The following is a 16,822-nucleotide window of genomic DNA, read 5'->3' as shown; positions in this document are numbered from 1 at the left end:
TACCAACCACGACACTAGCACCCATACCCCGACAAATCACCAAATTCAGCACGCATTAAAGATGTTTTAACAAGCCATTCGCGAAAGCCATAAAACGTATTGAGGGTAAAGGCTCACACAAGTTCCAAGTGTCGCTCCACACCCTCGTCCGAGCTGGGGATGCGCACCTTAAAGCTTGATCCACAGGAGCCAAAAAGGGGTTTCTCATTACCGCCCGACCGACGGCCGGTACGGCGCCCCGGCGGCCGGGCGAGGCCGTTCGAAGCCCTCGTCGTTTTCCCGTCGCGGCAATTGACACGCGAAGCCGGAAAATGCCAGGCAAGCACTTCGGGGTATATCGGAAGGCCCCGCCCTCCCCGCCTTCCGACGGGCGCGAAGGGAGCCGGATCCGGGGAGCGGGCGCGAAGGGAGCCGGATCCTCCGGGGGAAGAGCGAAGGGAACCGGATCCCCGGGAGAAGGAAGGGAGGGCCCTGCCCCGAACCGTCCACGGGACCACGCCGGGCTTCCCGTCCGGCCACGGGACACGCGCCTGTCTCCCGGCCGTCCACGAGACACGCAGGCCACGGGGCCACGCTGCCCTCCAGGCCGGCCACGGGACACGCCTGCGAACGATCCGCGGGTCCGCCCCCAGGAGGTGGCGGACCCGTCGGTGTCGTGGGGTCAGCCCCAGGCCAGCATGCGGAGCGGGTCCTCGAGCATGGCGCCGACGTCGCGGAGGAACAGCGAGCCCAGCTCTCCGTCCACCACCCGGTGGTCGAACGAGAGGGCGAGCGTGCAGACCCTGCGCGGCACGACCTGACCGTCCACCACCCACGGCATGTCCCTGACCTGGCCGAAGGCCAGGATCGCCGACTCGCCCGGATTGAGGATCGGGGTACCCGCGTCCACCCCGAAGACGCCCACGTTGGTGATCGTGATCGTGCCCCCCGCCATGTCGGCGGGCTGGGTACGGCCCGCCCTGGCGGTCTCGGCGAGGGCTCCGAGGGCACCGGCCAGGTCGGGCAGCGACAGGCGGTGGGCGTCCTTGACGTTGGGGACGAGCAGGCCCCGGGGCGTGGCCGCGGCGATCCCCAGGTTGACGCGGTGCTTGACCACGATCTCCTGGCGGGCCTCGTCCCAGGCAGAGTTGATCATCGGGTAGCGGCGGGCGGCGACGAGCACCGCCTTGGCGACCAGGAGCAGCGGGGAGACCTTGACCCCGGCGAAGTCGGGCAGCCCGCGGAGGCGCTGGACCGCGTCCATGGTCGCCGTCACGTCCACCTGGAGGAACTCCGTCACGTGCGGCGCGGTGAACGCGGACGCCACCATGGCCTGCGCGGTCGCCTTCCGGACCCCCTTGACCGGGATCCGCTCCTCGTCCTCGCCCTCCCACGCCACGGCCGGTACCCGCGGCCGGGCGGGGGCGGCCTGGACGTCGTTCTCCCGGGCGGGGGCGGCGAGCGCGGCCTGGACGTCGTCCCTGGTGATCGACCCGTGCGGACCGGTCCCCAGGAGGGACGCCAGGTCGACCCCCAGGTCCTTGGCGAGTTTCCGCACCGGGGGCTTCGCCAGGACCGCGCCCCGCCCCGCCCCCGGCGAGGAGACCGCGGGCGAGGTCGTGGACGAGGCCGTGACCGCACCGGGCCCGTTCACGCCAGGTCCGTTCACGCCGGACCGCGCCGCGGACACCGTTCCCTCGGGAGCCCGCGCCGCGGACACCGTTCCCGCGGGCACGCCAGGCGTCGCCTCGCCGGGCCGCGCCGCCCCGGAAGGCGTATCGGACGTACCGGATGTATCGGACGCGGCAGATGTACCGGACGCGCCTTCGGGGGAGGACGGCTTTCGGGGGCGGCGCTTGGCCGCACCCGGCTTGACGCCGTATCCCACCAGCACCGGCTGCCGCACCTCGGCCGGCGGGGTCGGCACCATGTCGTCGGCCAGGGCTCCCGCCCGGTCCGCCGTCCCCTCCCCCGCCTGGGCGGGGGCCGGAGGGGGACCCGTGCCGTCGTCCACCGAGATGATCGGCCTGCCGACGTCCACGACCTCGCCCTCGTCCGCCATCAGCGCGGCCACCACGCCCTCGAACGGGCAGGGAAGCTCGACGACGGCCTTGGCGGTCTCGATCTCCACGATGATCTGGTTGACCTTGACCGGATCACCGGTCTTCACGTGCCAGCGGACGATCTCCGCCTCGGTCAGGCCCTCTCCCACGTCGGGGAGCTTGAACTCCTTCATCTCCAGCCCTTCCTCAGAACGCGAACGCGCGGTCGACTGCGTGCAGGACCCGGTCCAGGTCGGGCAGGTAGTGGTCCTCGAGCCGCGAGGGCGGGTAGGGGGTCGAGGGCCCTCCGGCCCTCAGGACCGGGGCCTCCAGGTGGTAGAAGCACTCCTCGGTGACGCGGGCGGCGACCTCGGCGCCGAAGCCGTTGAAGACCGGCGCCTCGTGCACCACGACGCATCGCCCGGTCCGGCGCACCGACTCCACGACCCTCGCGGTGTCGAGCGGGTTGAGCGAGCGCAGGTCCACGACCTCCAGGGAGCGGCCGTCATCCTCGGCCGCCTTCGCGGCCTCCAGGCAGGTCTTCACCATCGGCCCGTACGCGAGCAGGGTGAGGTCCGTCCCCGGCCGCACCACCTTGGCCTCGTCGAAAGGGGTCCAGCCGGAGGAGTCGACGTCCACCTCGGCCTTCTCCCAGTAGCGCCGCTTGGGCTCGAAGAAGATCACCGGGTCGTCGCAGCGGATCGCCTGCTGGATCATGGTGTAGGCGTCGGCCGGGTTGGAGCAGGCCACGACGCGCAGCCCCGCCGTGTGGGTGAAGTAGGCCTCGGGCGACTCGCTGTGGTGCTCCACCGCACCGATGCCGCCGCCGCACGGGATCCGTATGACGACCGGCAGTTTCAGCTTGCCCAGCGAGCGCAGCGGCATCTTGGCGAGCTGCGTGATGATCTGGTCGGCCGCGGGGAAGACGAATCCGTCGAACTGGATCTCGCAGACCGGCCGGTAGCCGCGCAGCGCCAGGCCGATGGCCGTTCCGACGATGCCCGACTCGGCGAGCGGGGTGTCGATGACCCGCTGCTCGCCGAAGTCCTTCTGCAGGCCGTCCGTCACCCGGAACACCCCGCCGAGCTTGCCGACGTCCTCACCCATGACGAGAACCTTGGGGTCGTCCTCCATGGCCTTGCGCATTCCCTCGTTGAGCGCCTTGGCCATCGTGAGAATGCTCATGCCTCGAACCCCTCCAGGTAGGTGGCGAACTCGGCACGCTCGGCGTCGATCAGGGAGTGCCGCTCGGCGTAGACGTTGTCGAAGATGGCCAGCGGCTCGGGGTCGGGCAGTTCGAGACAGCGCTTGCGGACGTCTCGTCCCAGCTCGTCCGCCTCGGCCTCGACCGCGTCGAAGAACTCCTGGTCGGCGATCTGGTTCTTGAACATGTAGGCCCTGACCCGCTCGATCGGGTCCTTGAGCTTCCACGCCTCCAGTTCGGCGGCCACCCGGTAGCGGGTCGGGTCGTCGGAGGTGGTGTGGGCGCCCATCCGGTAGGTGAAGGCCTCGATCAGCATGGGCCCCTGCCCTGACCTGGCGTCGGCCAGCGCCTTGCGGGTGACGGCCAGGCAGGCGAAGACGTCGTTGCCGTCGACCCGGACGCCGGGGAACCCGAACCCGCTGGCCCTGCGGTACAGCGGGATGCGCGACTGCTTCTCCAGCGGCTCGGAGATGGCCCACTGGTTGTTCTGGCAGAAGAACACCACCGGCGCGTTGAACACCGACGCCCAGATGAACGACTCGTTCACGTCGCCCTGGGAGGTGGCGCCGTCGCCGAAGTAGACGATGCTCGCGGCCTCCGCGCCGTCGCGCTGGATGCCCATGGCGTAGCCGACCGCGTGCAGGGTCTGGCTGCCGATCACGATGGTGTAGAGGTGGAAGTTGTGCTCGGCGGGGTCCCAGCCTCCGTGGTTGACGCCGCGGAACAGGCCGAGGAGGTTGACCGGGTCGACCCCCCTGCACCAGGCCACGCCGTGCTCGCGGTAGGTCGGGAACGCCATGTCGGCCTCGGTCAGCGCCCGGCCGGAGCCGATCTGCGCGGCCTCCTGCCCGAGCAGCGAGGCCCACAGACCCAGCTCGCCCTGGCGTTGCAGGGCCACGGCCTCCAGGTCGACGCGGCGGACCATGACCAGGTCCCGGTAGAGCCCGCGGATCTCCTCGGGCGTCAGGTCTATGTCGTAGTCGGGGTGCTCGACCCGTTCTCCTTCGGGGGTCAGCAGCTGGATGAGCTCCGGAGGTGCTTCCGCACCACGAGAGGCGTCGGCTGTCACGTGCCACTCCTGTGTGCTCGGGGCCGTCTGGATGGGTTCTCCACCGTGGTCCGGCCGATTCGCGACGCGTTCGACCCGTCTGGTGGTGGTTCGCCCGCGCTTGTGGCCATCGTGGCAGAGGTCACATACATGTGCGCAAGACCTGCCTCGGCGTCCATATGCTCCCCGTTCCCCGCGTGTTCCCTTTCACCCGCCCGTTTCGTCCGCGTGGCGCGGAGCCGCCCCGGCCCTCTCGCGCGTACGAACACGGGCCTCGAGCTCCCGCCATCTTCGCGCGTACGGCGCGGGTCCGGCTCCCGTCATCCTGGCGCGTACGGCCCGGGGTTCCTCGCACGGGATCCGGATCCGGGTCGGCCCCCGCGCCGGAGCGCGGCCGGAGCCCGTTACTCTTGAGGCGCCGGACCGTCCCCGTCACAACCAGGAGGAACACCGTGGCGCGCGTCATCGTCGACGTCATGCTGAAGCCCGAGATTCTCGACGCGCAGGGGCAGGCGATCGCCCGCGCACTGCCGCGGCTCGGCTTCTCCGGTGTCTCAGCGGTACGGCAGGGCAAGCGGTTCGAGGTGGAGGTCGAAGGACCCGCCGACGAGGCGGCACTTGCGGACGTCCGAAAAATGGCCGAGACCCTGCTCGCCAACACGGTGATCGAGGACTACACCGTCACCGTCGAGTCCTAGGCCGTCACTCCCCGCAGATCAACCGCCCAGATCCGGCTATATCCGACTTTGTGGGCGGAGCAATCCCACGGCTTGACCACCAGTCAATAACATTACGGTTATTTTGCGGTTAGCCCGGATTCTGCAGGGAAGCCTTCACGAGGTGACATCTGACCCCGGGAGGAAACCGGTGGACATGGAGTTCTCGCTGGCTCTGCCGCGACAGGCCGTCGGTATTCCGATGGTCCGCAGAGCGCTCGGTGACTCCCTGCGCTCGCTCGGAGTCACGGAAGACTGCATCGCCGACATCCTGCTGGCGGTGACCGAGGCGTGTGCCAACGCCGTACGGCACGGGGGTCCGGCCAACCGCTACGAGGTCGAGACCGCCGTCGGCCACGGCCGCTGCGACGTCCGCATCATCGACCGGGGCCAGGGCCTCGTCCGGGTGCCGGAGTACTACCCGCCGACCGACGCCGAGAACGGCAGGGGCCTGCTCATCATGCAGGCCGTGGTCGACGAGATCTCCTTCGACATCACCCCCGGCCGGGGCACCGTCGTGCACCTGCGCAAGCACCTCGACTGGGACGACGACGCCACCTACCCCCGTGGCCGGGTGCTCGCCGCCGTATAAGGCCGTATAAGACCGCATGGACCCGTCCGCCCTTCGCTGAGCTGTGCGATCGGACACTCCGCGCCTGACCGCTCGCCGGGAGCGGATAGCCTGGGGGCACCGCCGCAGACCGCCGTCCGAGTGTGTGAGACGCCGGCGCGGCGCTCGTTTGTGGAGGGGAACGCTGTCATGAGTGCTGCCCGTGTGGGCGTGGTCACTTTTCCCGGAACTCTTGACGATCAGGACGCGGCTCGCGCCGTGCGCCACGCGGGCGGCGAAGCCGTCCCGCTGTGGCACGCGGACCCCGATCTCAAGGGGGTGGACGCGGTCTTCCTGCCGGGCGGGTTCTCCTACGGAGACTACCTGCGCTGCGGGGCCATCTCCAGGTTCGCGCCGCTGATGGAGGAGCTGATCCCCGCCGCCGGAGCCGGGCTGCCGGTGCTCGGCACCTGCAACGGTTTCCAGATCCTCTGCGAGGCCCACCTGCTGCCCGGGGCGCTGATGCGCAACGCCGGGCTGCACTACATCTGCCGCGACCAGGGCATCCGGGTCGAGAACACCGCCACCCCCTGGACCTCCGACTTCACCGAGGGCCAGGAGATCGTGCTGCCGGTCAAGCACGGCGAGGGCCGCTACGTCGCCGACGAGGCGACCCTGGGCGCGCTGGAGGCGGGCGGCCAGGTCGTCTTCCGGTACACCGGCGGCAACCCCAACGGCTCCCTGAACGACATCGCGGGCATCCGCAACGAGGCCGGCAACGTCGTCGGCCTCATGCCGCACCCCGAGCACGCCGTCGAGGACCTCACCGGCGCCCCGAGCACGGACGGGCGCGCCTTCTTCTCCTCGATCCTGAAGAAGCTGGTGAACGCATGAGTCTCGACACCGTCAAGCGGGCCGAGGACACCCCCGACGAGCGCCAGCCGTACGCCGAGCTGGGCATGAAGATCGACGAGTACGAGCGGGTCCGCCAGATCCTCGGCCGCCGGCCCACCGGCTCCGAGCTGGCCATCTACAGCGTCATGTGGAGCGAGCACTGCTCCTACAAGTCGTCCAAGGTGCACCTGCGCCAGTTCGGCACCAAGGCCCCCGAGTCGGCGGCGCTGCTCGTCGGCATGGGGGAGAACGCCGGGGTCGTGGACATCGGCGACGGCTGGGCCGCCACCTTCAAGATCGAGTCGCACAACCACCCGTCCTACGTCGAGCCCCACCAGGGCGCGGCGACCGGCGTCGGCGGCATCGTCCGCGACATCATGTCGATGGGCGCCCGGCCGATCGCGGTGATGGACGCGCTCCGCTTCGGCGCGGCCGACGCCCCCGACACCCGGCGGGTGCTGCCCGGCGTGGTCGAGGGCATCAGCCACTACGGCAACTGCCTGGGGCTGCCCAACATCGGCGGCGAGGTCGTCTTCGACCCCTGCTACATCGGCAACCCGCTGGTCAACGCCCTGTGCGTGGGCCTGCTGCGCAAGGACCAGATCAAGCTCGCGGTGGCCCCGGGGCCGGGCAACAAGGTCGTCCTGTTCGGCGCGCTGACCGGCCCCGACGGCATCGGCGGCGCCTCGGTGCTGGCCTCGGCCACGTTCGAGGACGAGTCGCAGGCCAAGCGCCCCAGCGTCCAGGTCGGCGACCCCTTCATGGAGAAGCTGCTGATCGAGTGCTGCCTGGAGCTGTACCAGGCGGACGTGGTCGTCGGCATCCAGGACCTCGGCGCCGCCGGAGTCTCCTGCGCGACCACCGAGCTGGCGGCCAAGGGCACCGGCGGCATGGACGTCAGGCTCGACCTCGTCCCGCTGCGCGATCCGTCGCTGCGGCCCGAGGAGATCCTGATGAGCGAGTCGCAGGAGCGCATGATGGCGGTCGTCGCCCCCGACGACATCGACGCCTTCATGGCGATCTGCGCGAAGTGGGACATCCCCGCGACCGTGATCGGCGAGGTCACCGACTCCAACCGCCTCGTGATGACCTGGCACGGCGAGACCATCGTCGACATCCCGCCGGGCACCGCGGCCGACGAGGGCCCGGTCTACGAGCGGCCGTTCCACGAGCCCGCCGGCCAGGCCGCGCTGAACGGCGACGACCCCGGCCGCCTCGACCGCCCCGCCGACCTGCGCGCGGCGCTGCTGGAGCTCCTCGGCTCGCCGAACCTCGCGTCCAAGGAGTGGGTCACCTCCCAGTACGACCGGTACGTCCGCGGCAACACCGTGCTGGCCCAGCCCGCCGACGCGGGCGTGCTGCGCGTCAGCGAGGCCATGCCCGGTGCCGAGGAGACGACCAGGGGAATCGCGCTGGCCACCGACGGCAACGGCCGCTACGCCCGCCTCGACCCGTACGCGGGGGCCCAGCTCGCCCTCGCCGAGGCGTACCGGAACGTGGCCGTGACCGGCGCGACGCCGCTGGCGGTGACCAACTGCCTCAACTTCGGCTCCCCCGAGGACCCCGAGGTCATGTGGCAGTTCTCCGAGGCCGTGCGCGGCCTCGCCGACGCCTGCAAGACCCTCGGTGTCCCGGTGACCGGCGGCAACGTCTCGTTCTACAACCAGACGGGCTCCGTCCCGATCCACCCGACGCCGGTCGTCGGCGTGCTGGGCGTCATCGACGACGTGGCCACGCGCGTACGGAGCGGCTTCACCGGCGACGGCGACAGGATCGTCCTGCTCGGCGAGACCGAGGAGGAGTTCGGCGGCTCGGAGTGGGCGCACGTGGCCCACGGCCACCTCGGCGGCCTGCCGCCCGTGGCGCGGCTGGAGTCGGAGCGCGACCTGGCCCTCGTGCTGGCCGAGGCCGCCTCGCGGGGGCTGCTGACCGGTTCCCACGACCTGTCGGACGGCGGGCTGGCCATCGCCCTCGCCGAGGCCTGCATCGCCCAGGGCGTGGGCTGCGAGGTCGCCCTGACGGGCGACGACGCGTTCGTCGACCTGTTCAGCGAGTCGTCGGCCCGCGCGCTGGTGACCGTCGCGCCGGAGTCGTTCGACGCCTTCGCGGAGCTGTGCGCGGCCCGCGAGGTGCCCTGCTACGGCCTGGGCACCACCGGCGGCGACTCCCTGAACGTGGCGGGCGTCCTGGACATCCCGGTCACCGAGCTCAGGGAGACCCACACGTCCACCCTGCCGGGCATCTTCGGCTGATCGTCTCCCGGATGAGGCACTTTCGTGGGCCAGGCCCCTCACCGTCATCTGACGGTGAGGGGCCTGGCCCGTTTATATGGATCACACGGTCGGCGCCGGGGGGCGGCACGACGGGGACGAGGGGTCCCCGCCGCACCGCCCGCCCGTCGCGTTCCCGCGAACGGGTCGGACGATCAGGCGGCCGCGCGGATCACGTACACGACGCCCTGGGTCTTGCCGTTGTCCCCGCCCCCGTGACCGGCGGGAACGCCTTCTCTCGATCTCGTGTTCGGCGTTCCGCGCCCGGCCCGGGGTCGGGACTACATGCAGATCGCGTAGACGGTGCCGCTGCTGTTCTTGCCGCTCACGGTCCAGCCGGTGGGCGTGGAGCCGGTGGGCGCGCTCGTGTAGATCTGGCCGGAAGCGCTGCCGCTGCTGCTGAAGCCGCCGCCCGTGGCGACCTTGCCCGGACCACAGCTCACGCTCTGGCTGCCGCCCTGGCCACCGAAGTTGAACTGCGCGCTGACGGTGGTGACGGTGGGGATTCCGCCGCCGCCACCCGATCCCGGCGTGCCGGGGTCGCCCTTGGGGCCCTTCAGCGACGCGATGAACTCCGTCTTGGACTTGCCCCTGTTACCCGGCAGTTCGAGCCAGATCTCGTAGGCGCTCTTACCGTCGTCGCCGTCCCTGCCGTTCCGGCCGTCGTGGCCGTCCCTGCCGTTCCGGCCGTCGTCGCCGTCCCTGCCGGGCTTGCCGTCGGCACCCTTGGGACCGGGGGCGCCCGGCTTGCCGTCGTCGCCCTTGGGACCGGCCGGACCCGCAGGGCCCCTCTCGCCCTGAATGCCGTTCCTGCCGTCGTCGCCCTTGAGGCCCTGCGGCCCTTGCTTGCCGTCATCCCCCTTGGGACCCTGCGGGCCGGTCTCACCCTTGGGTCCCTGCTGGCCGGTCTCACCCTTGGGTCCCTGCGGGCCGACGGCGCCCTTGAGGCCCTGCGGCCCCTGCGGGCCCTGCGGTCCGGTGTCGCCCTTGGGACCCTGCGCGCCTCGCGGGCCCTGCGGGCCGGCGGAGGCGATGCCCTGCTGGCCCTGGGTCGTCTGCCCCCACTTGATGCGGACCTCGGTCGGCCTGCACCTGGCCGTCGCGTTGACGATCCGGGTGTAGCGCGTCTGCTTGTGGACACACGCGTGAATCTCCGCCGCCGACGACGAGGCGACGGCGCTGCCGCTCGCGGTGAACAACGTTCCAACGAGCACGCCAACGGTCACTACGGCGAGCGTGCGTCCGCCCGGCAACGTGATAGCCACTGGGCTTCCTTTCTGCGACACCAGAGCATGGTGTGATGGGAGAGGTACAGGTAGTACACGTTTCGACCGTTCCAACGGTTGCCACCTGAAACATCACACTTCGGTGTCGAAAGCCCGGCGATTAACTCGCCTGCCGACACCGGCCCCGTACGGGATAATCGGACCGTTCGGGGGAACCCGCCCGCTGGGCGTGGACGAACAAGACAGGGAACCCGCAGGGTTCTCCAGACGCGGAGGCCACCGTGCCGACCATCAACCCGACAGACGCGGTCACGGAAGACCGGGCCCGACGGGAACCGTACCTACCACCGGCGACCCAGCCGATCCGCACCGTGGTGTGGGCACTGCATCTGGCGCTGCCGATGCTCGGCCTCTGGCTGCTGCTCGCCGAGCCCGACCTGAACATCGTCTTACATGACAACCCCAGCCACTTCTGGCTGATCATCACCATCGCCGGGGTCAACCTGGTCCTGGGCCTCATGGTCGGCGAGGCGTCGGCCCGGCGCGCGGACGCCCGGCTGCTGCTGGTCTCGCTGGTCTTCCTGAGCGGCGCGGGATCGTTCCTGGTGCACGGGCTGACCACGCCGACGGTCATCCTGGACAAAATAAGCTACGGCTTCGATCTCTCTCACCCGGTCGGTCTTCTCGTGGCCTCGGTGTTCGCGTTCGCGTCGGCACTGCCGCTGGGCGAGCGGGCGGCCGCGGCCGTGCTGAGGAACCAGATGTGGCTGCGCGGCGGTCTCGCCCTCCTGATCACCCTGTGGGGGGTGGCCTGCCTGGTGCCGCGCCTGACACCGCTCAGCGGTCCGCCTCCCGAGAACATCGGCCTGGGCGGGGTGGAGTGGGTCGGGGTGGCCCTGTTCGCGGTGGCGGCGGCGATGATGTTCCAGCTGCACCGCAGGCGCCCGGCGGTCGTGCTGATCAGCCTGGTCACCGCGTACGCGCTGCTCGCCGAGGCGCTGATCGCGGGGTTGTCCCACCGCAACTGGCACCTGTCGTGGTGGCTGTGGCACGCGCTGCTGACCACGGCGTTCGTCTTCGTCGCCTACAGCGCCTACCTGCAGTTCCGGCGGGAGGGCACGAGCGCGGGGCTGTTCGACTCGGTGGCGCTGTCGGCGACGGTCAGCAGGATCAGGGCCGACTACGAGGCCGCCCTGGAGGAGCTCGTCGGCCACCTGCGGCGCAGGGAGGAGAGCAGGGTCCCGATCGCGAACAGGCTGGCGGGCAAGTTCGGGCTCACCGACGCGCAGGTGGCGGTGCTCGACCGGGCGGGCGAGGCGCTGGCCAACGAGCGGGAGCTGAGCGACCGGCTCGCGGCGCTGGCCGACATCGGCAGGCAGGCCCGCGTGGGCCTGCCGGAGAAGGAGATGCTGGCCCAGGGCCTCGACCGCGTACGGCAGGCGTACGGGGACGTCCGGATCAAGCTGGTCGACAACGGCCGGGTCACCGTCAACTCCAAGGAGTACGGCCAGCGGGACTTCCCCGAGGACCGGCCGATCCGGCTGGAGGGGAAGGTCCTGCACCCGCTGACGGTGAAGGGCAGGCTCGCCGGGGCGCTGGAGGTGCCGATCGGCAGGACCCCGCAGGACGAGGCGCTCGCCGCCACGCTGGCCGGCCAGATGTCCATCTCCCTGGAGAACGCCCGGCTCTACAGCGAGCTGGAGACCCTCTTCCGGCAGTACATGTCGCCGGACGTGGCCCAGTCGCTGCTCGCCGACCCGCAGACCGCGGCGCTCGGCGGCGAGCTGGTGGAGCTGACCGCGCTCTTCGCCGACCTGAAGGGCTTCACGAGCTTCTCCGAGCGCGTGGCGCCCGGTGAGATCGTCGAGATGCTGAACCGCTACCACACCGCGGCCGTGCCCATCGTGCTCGGCAACGGCGGCACGATCGTGCAGTTCGTGGGCGACGCGCTGCTCGCGCTGTTCAACGCCCCCGCCCGGCAGGAGGACCACGCCCTCGCCGCGGTGCGGGCGGGGCTGGCGATGCAGGAGGCGGCCGAGGAGATCGCGGCGGGAATGCCTGGATATCCTCGGTTCAGGATCGGCGTCAACACCGGTGAGGCGCTCGTCGGAAACATCGGCAGCCCCGAGTTGCGCGGGTTCAACGCGATGGGCGACTGCGTCAACGTGGCCGCCCGGCTCGAGGGGATCGCGGAGCCCGGCAGCGTCGTGATCGGCCAGACCACCCTCGACCTGATCGGCCCTCAGGCCAAGACCCAGTCCCTGGGCTGGCTCAACCTCAAGGGTAGGGAACAACCTGTCCATGCCTACGTGCTGTCTGGACTCTCGTAAAAGTACCTTTCGCCGCGAGAGCCATACGAACACAATCGAGATCGCCAGGAGGTGGTTATGACTTCTTCCCCCGAACCGGGCGAATTCATCACATTGCTCACAGAGGACGAGGTAAAGGCCCTGTACGCCGCCGGGCGACCCCGGCGCTGGGACAGGGGCGCGACGATGTTCACCGAGGGTGACGTGAGCGACTGGGTGCTCATCCTGACCTCCGGCCGCGTCAAGGTGTCCTCGCACACCGCGGTCGGCAGCGAGGTGGTCCTCGCGGTGCGCGGGCCCGGGGCGCTGCTCGGCGAGTTCGCGGCGATCGACGGGCTGCCCAGGTCCGCCACGGTCACCGCCCTCGAACCCGTGGAAGGGATCACGGTCCGCGACTTCTCCTCGTACCTGCAGGCCCATGGGAGAGTCGCCGTACTGCTGATGCAGATGGTGACCGGCAAGATGCGCGACTCCGACCGCAAGCGCATCGAGTACGGCGCGTTCGACACCACCGGCCGCGTGGCCACCCGGCTGGTCGAGCTGGCCGAGCGGTACGGCGAGCCGGACAACGGCGGGGTGCGGGTGGCGCTGCCCCTCTCCCAGGACGAGCTGGCCGGCTGGACCGGGGCCTCCCGCGAGGCGGTCAGCAAGGCGCTGCGCTCCCTGCGCGATCGCGGGCTGATCGAGACGGGCCGGCGTCGCGTGATCATCCACGACATGGAGGGTCTGCGCAAACGGGCCCGCTGAGGGCACGCCGTACCGAAAAGGGCCGTACGACCGGCCGTACGGATCAGCGGAGGGGCGTGCCCGCCCTGGAGAGGAAGGGCACGCCCTCGGCGCGCGAAAGCCGGGACGCGCTTCGGGGCGAAACCGGATCACGGTCGACGTACAACGTACGTCAGACTGGGAGCCATGGTCGCAATCCCCCAAGACCTGCCCGGATCTCCTGAATACCTATCAAAACTCCGCTACGCGTGGCGGGTCTGCTCGGTCACCAGCCTCGGCCTGGTCATGATCGGCATCTCCGGCAGCACCCTGAACGTGGCGCTCCCCACCGTGGTCAGGCACTTCCACGCGGACGCGTTCTCCGCGGGCTGGGTCCTGCTCGCCTTCCTGCTCGTCAACACCGCGACGCTGGTGTTCTTCGGCCGGGTGGCCGACCTGCTCGGCCGCCGGGAGATCTACCTGGCGGGGTTCGTCCTGTTCACCGCCGGATCGTTGCTGGCCGGGCTCTCGCCGGGCATCTGGTTCCTGATCGCGATGCGCGCGGTGCAGGCGGTCGGCGCCGCGATGATCCTCGCCAACGGAACCGTGATCATCACCGACGCCTTCCCTCCCGACCGGCTCAGCCAGGGCATGGGCGTCTACATCGGCACCCTCTCGGTCGCCCAGCTCGCCGGCCCCACCCTGGGCGGCCTCGTCGCCGAGACCGCCGGCTGGCAGTGGATCTTCTGGATGAACGTGCCCGCCGGGTTGATCGCCCTCACCTGGGGCGCGTTCACGCTGCGCCGCGTCCCGCGAGGAGAGCGCCGGCCGGTGGACGCGCTCGGCAACCTGATCGTGTTCGCCGCCCTCTCCGCCGCCCTGATCGCGCTGTCCGAGGCGGGCTCGCGCGGCCTGTCGAGCCCCGTGGTGATCGTCGGCGCGGCGATCGCGGCGGTGCTGGTGCCGGTACTGGTCGTGGTGGAGCGCCGGGCCTCGCATCCCGTGCTCGACCTGCGGCTGTTCGGCGAGCGCATGCTGGCCTTCGCCAACCTCGCCTCCTTCTGCAACGCGCTGGCGCGCTCCGCGCTGATCCTGCTGGTCGCCCTCTACTTCCAGGCCGCCAGGGGCGTCGACGCCGTCACCGCGGCCCTGGGCGTGCTCCCCGTCCCGATCGGCATGGCCCTCGCCTCCCCCGTCGCCGGCGCCCTCGGCCGCCGCGTCAGGCCGTACGCGCTGTCGGTGGGCGGCGCCCTGATGAGCACGACCGGGCTGGGCGTCCTGCTCCTGAACACCGACCCCGTCACGCCGTACTGGATCATCGCGGCAGGCCTGTTCCTGTGCGGCTGCGGCAGCGGCACCTTCCTGACCGGCAACACGACCCAGGTCATGTCCGCCCTGCCCCCCGGGAGCCTGGGCGTGGTGAACGGCTTCCGGCTCATGATCATGAACGTCGGGATCGTGCTGAGCGTCGCCCTCACGCTCAGCGTCCTGACCGGCTCGGTCAGCGCCGAGCTGCGCGGGCAGGTGTACGCGGGCACGCTGTCGCGCGTCTCCCCCGTCGCCGTCGAGCATCTGATGACCGGCTTCCAGCGGACCTACGCCGTCCTGTTCGCCGTCGCGCTCACGGGCGCCCTGACGGCCGCTCTCGCCCGCCCACGCCGCTCCGGGCGCGCGGGGTCAGATTCCCCCTGAGCGGGCGGCGAGCGCCTCGATGCCGGCCATGAGGAGGTCGACGCCGAAGGTGTCGTAGAGGTCGGGGGCGCCGCCCTCGGAGAGGGGCACGGCCATCTCCACGATGTGGGGGTAGACGTCCGGCGGCAGCGACTGGAGCCTGAGCCGCTTGAGACGCGTCCGCTCGGCCGCCTCCTGCTCGGGGAGCCCGGGAGGGCAGGGCTTCCTCGGACCCGCCGCCAGCGCGATCGCGCCGCTGAGCAGGTACTGGGAGATCATGCAGCTCTCGTCGCCGGAGAACCCGCCGCGCTTGGCGAGACCGAGGGCCGTGTCCCAGACCGCCAGGTAGGCGGGCACCTCTATGTGGTCCACCGCGCCCAGCACGTCCGCCGCGCACGGGTGGCGCCGCAGCACCCTGACCAGGCCCGCGACGAGCTCGCGGAGCCCTTCCTGCCACGGGCCCGTGTAGCCCCCCTCGATCACGAAGCCCTCGATCAGGTGGCCCGCCATGCCCGCGGTCAACTGCTCCTTGTTCTTGAAGTGCCAGTAGAGCGCCATCGGGGTGACGCCCAGCTCCTGGGCGAGCCTCCGGATGGTCACCGCCGCCAGCCCCTCGGCGTCGCCGATCTCCAGCGCCTGCTCGACGACCGCCTCGCGGGTCAGTTTCCCCATCACGCTTGACAACTATACGCCGTACGGGTTCCACTGTGCACCGTACATGTACGACGTATAAGTACAACGTAGAGGACGGGGAATGACGGACACCCGCAGGTGGTGGGCGCTGGGAGCGATCTCGCTCGCCACCTTCATGACATATCTCGACAACAACGTGGTGAACGTGGCGCTGCCCACGATCCAGCGCGACCTCGGGCTGAGCATCTCCGGGCTGGAATGGATCGTGAGCGGCTACATCCTGGTGTTCGCCGGGCTGATGCTCGTCGGCGGGCGCCTGGCCGACGTCTTCGGGCGGCGGCGCGTCTTCCTGATCGGCCTCGTCGTGTTCACCGCGGCGTCGTTCGCGGCCGGGATGGCCACCGACGGCGGCGTGCTGATCGCCACCCGGGCGGTGCAGGGCGTGGGGGCGGCGTTCCTCACCCCGACGGCGCTGGCCCTGCTGACCTCGATCTTCCCCGACACCAGGGAACGCGCGACGGCGGTCGGCCTGTGGAGCGCGGTCGGCGCGCTCGCCCTCGCCCTCGGCCCGCTGACCGGCGGGCTGATCAGCGAGCGCTGGCACTGGGGCTGGATCTACCTGATCAACGTGCCGATCGGGATCGTGACGCTCGGCCTCGGGCTCTGGGCCATCAGGACCGCTCCCCAGGAGACGGTACGGCGCGGCCTCGACGTCCCGGGCCTGGTGACGTCGAGCCTGACGCTGTTCGCGCTGACGTACGCGCTCATCGAGGGCGCGGGGGCCGGATGGACCTCCCCGGAGATCCTGGGCGCCTTCGGGATCGCGGCCGTGTCGGCGCTCGCCTTCGTCACGATCGAGCGCCGGAGCCGGGAGCCGATGATCGACCTGTCGCTGTTCCGGTCGCGGGTGTTCAGCGGGGGCACGCTGTCGATGGGCCTGTGGTCCTTCGGGGTGTTCGGCATCTACTTCTTCACCGCGCTGTACCTGCAGAACGCGCTGGGCTTCTCGCCGATCGAGGCCGGGGCGGCGTTCGTGCCGATGGCGCTGGTGATGGCCGTCACCGCCACCCTCGCCCCGAGACTGGACCGTGCCCTGGGCACCGCGCGGACCGTGGCTGCCGGGCTCCTGCTGATGGCCGTGTCGGTGTTCGGGATCTCGTTCGTCGGGGAGGGCGGATCGTTCGGCGACCTGCTGCCGTGGTTCCTGGTCTACGGGGTGGGCGGCGGCATGCTGGTGCCGCTCACCACGGCGATCCTCGGCGCGCTCCCGGCGGGCAGGACGGGGGTCGCCTCGGGCGTGCTGAACGTCTCGCGCGAGGTCTTCGGCCTGCTCGGCATCACGGTCCTGGGCGCGATCCTCGGCGCGCGGCAGTCCTCGCTCCTGGCGGAGGGCGCCGGGCAGCTGACCGCCTTCCTGGACGCCTACCGGTACACGCTGGTCGTCGCCGCGGCCATCGTGCTGGTGGGCGTGCCGGTGAGCCTGCTGTCGCTGCGGGCCTCCCGGACGGCCGGCCCGCCGGTGGCCGCCGAGGAACGTCCCGCCGTGCCGGTGGGCTGACGTCCCGACACGCGGAA

13 protein-coding genes are annotated in these 16,822 nt (G+C 70.7%); 8 read left to right on the top strand and 5 right to left on the bottom strand.

The features are described from left to right. Positions 1 to 661: 661 nt before the first annotated feature. The 3 genes from AB0F88_RS37895 to pdhA are packed head-to-tail and all read right to left on the bottom strand — an operon-like array spanning position 662 to position 4,294. Entirely contained in the window at positions 662 to 2,215 is a 1,554-nt protein-coding gene (locus AB0F88_RS37895; RefSeq protein WP_362695718.1) for a 2-oxo acid dehydrogenase subunit E2, read from the bottom strand. 13 nt (positions 2,216 to 2,228) lie between these two features. Beyond that, the gene (locus AB0F88_RS37890; RefSeq protein ID WP_362695716.1) at positions 2,229 to 3,206 is read right to left on the bottom strand and encodes an alpha-ketoacid dehydrogenase subunit beta; all 978 of its coding nucleotides are present in this window, start codon (positions 3,204 to 3,206) and stop codon (positions 2,229 to 2,231) included. Then, positions 3,203 to 4,294 carry a pyruvate dehydrogenase (acetyl-transferring) E1 component subunit alpha gene (gene pdhA / locus AB0F88_RS37885; protein ID WP_362695714.1) on the bottom strand — a complete coding sequence of 364 codons (1,092 nt, stop codon included), beginning with the start codon at positions 4,292 to 4,294 and terminating at the stop codon, positions 3,203 to 3,205. The genes AB0F88_RS37890 and pdhA overlap by 4 nt, the downstream gene beginning before the upstream one ends. A 431-nt stretch (positions 4,295 to 4,725) precedes the next feature. Between pdhA and purS the strand changes: the two genes are divergently transcribed. The 4 genes from purS to purL all read left to right on the top strand — a co-directional run bounded on the left by purS (position 4,726) and on the right by purL (position 8,685). Next, positions 4,726 to 4,971: a phosphoribosylformylglycinamidine synthase subunit PurS gene (purS, locus tag AB0F88_RS37880; protein ID WP_362695712.1), complete on the top strand. Its 246-nt coding sequence runs from the start codon at positions 4,726 to 4,728 to the stop codon at positions 4,969 to 4,971. 175 nt (positions 4,972 to 5,146) lie between these two features. Beyond that, positions 5,147 to 5,581 carry an ATP-binding protein gene (locus tag AB0F88_RS37875; protein ID WP_362695710.1) on the top strand — a complete coding sequence of 145 codons (435 nt, stop codon included), beginning with the start codon at positions 5,147 to 5,149 and terminating at the stop codon, positions 5,579 to 5,581. 168 nt (positions 5,582 to 5,749) lie between these two features. Further along, the gene (gene purQ, locus AB0F88_RS37870) at positions 5,750 to 6,433 is read left to right on the top strand and encodes a phosphoribosylformylglycinamidine synthase subunit PurQ (RefSeq protein ID WP_362695708.1); all 684 of its coding nucleotides are present in this window, start codon (positions 5,750 to 5,752) and stop codon (positions 6,431 to 6,433) included. Further along, entirely contained in the window at positions 6,430 to 8,685 is a 2,256-nt protein-coding gene (purL, locus tag AB0F88_RS37865; protein WP_362695706.1) for a phosphoribosylformylglycinamidine synthase subunit PurL, read from the top strand. Before purQ ends, purL begins: the two co-directional genes overlap by 4 nt. Positions 8,686 to 8,984: 299 nt before the next feature. Here purL and AB0F88_RS37860 read toward each other — a convergent pair whose 3' ends face one another. Further along, complete coding sequence (locus AB0F88_RS37860; protein ID WP_362695704.1) at positions 8,985 to 9,968, bottom strand: hypothetical protein; 984 nt, start codon at positions 9,966 to 9,968, stop codon at positions 8,985 to 8,987. A 242-nt stretch (positions 9,969 to 10,210) separates the two neighbouring features. On the opposite strand from AB0F88_RS37860, the gene AB0F88_RS37855 reads away from it, so the two are divergent. From AB0F88_RS37855 to AB0F88_RS37845, 3 genes are all read left to right on the top strand, one after another. After that, positions 10,211 to 12,259, top strand: coding sequence for an adenylate/guanylate cyclase domain-containing protein (locus tag AB0F88_RS37855; RefSeq protein ID WP_362695702.1), 2,049 nt, complete (start codon positions 10,211 to 10,213; stop codon positions 12,257 to 12,259). 57 nt (positions 12,260 to 12,316) lie between these two features. Continuing rightward, positions 12,317 to 12,985 (top strand): Crp/Fnr family transcriptional regulator, encoded by a 669-nt coding sequence (locus tag AB0F88_RS37850; protein ID WP_344747629.1) that lies wholly within the window; start codon positions 12,317 to 12,319, stop codon positions 12,983 to 12,985. Between the two features lie 165 nt (positions 12,986 to 13,150). Further along, positions 13,151 to 14,635: an MFS transporter gene (locus AB0F88_RS37845; RefSeq protein ID WP_362695700.1), complete on the top strand. Its 1,485-nt coding sequence runs from the start codon at positions 13,151 to 13,153 to the stop codon at positions 14,633 to 14,635. Here the strand turns inward: AB0F88_RS37845 and AB0F88_RS37840 are convergent. Continuing rightward, a complete protein-coding gene (locus AB0F88_RS37840) occupies positions 14,621 to 15,286 on the bottom strand; it encodes a TetR family transcriptional regulator (RefSeq protein ID WP_362695778.1) in 666 nt (221 codons plus the stop codon). The genes AB0F88_RS37845 and AB0F88_RS37840 overlap by 15 nt on opposite strands. 82 nt (positions 15,287 to 15,368) lie before the next feature. Here AB0F88_RS37840 and AB0F88_RS37835 point away from each other — a divergent pair, with 82 nt between their 5' ends. Further along, positions 15,369 to 16,805, top strand: a complete 1,437-nt coding sequence (locus tag AB0F88_RS37835; RefSeq protein WP_362695698.1) for an MFS transporter — start codon at positions 15,369 to 15,371, stop codon at positions 16,803 to 16,805. Positions 16,806 to 16,822: the final 17 nt, after the last annotated feature.

Origin of the sequence: Streptosporangium sp. NPDC023963, assembly GCF_040639135.1 — a bacterium.
GTDB lineage: Bacteria > Actinomycetota > Actinomycetes > Streptosporangiales > Streptosporangiaceae > Streptosporangium.
The sequence above is the reverse complement of the archived record's forward strand: the minus strand, read 5'-3'. Positions and strand labels throughout refer to the sequence as shown.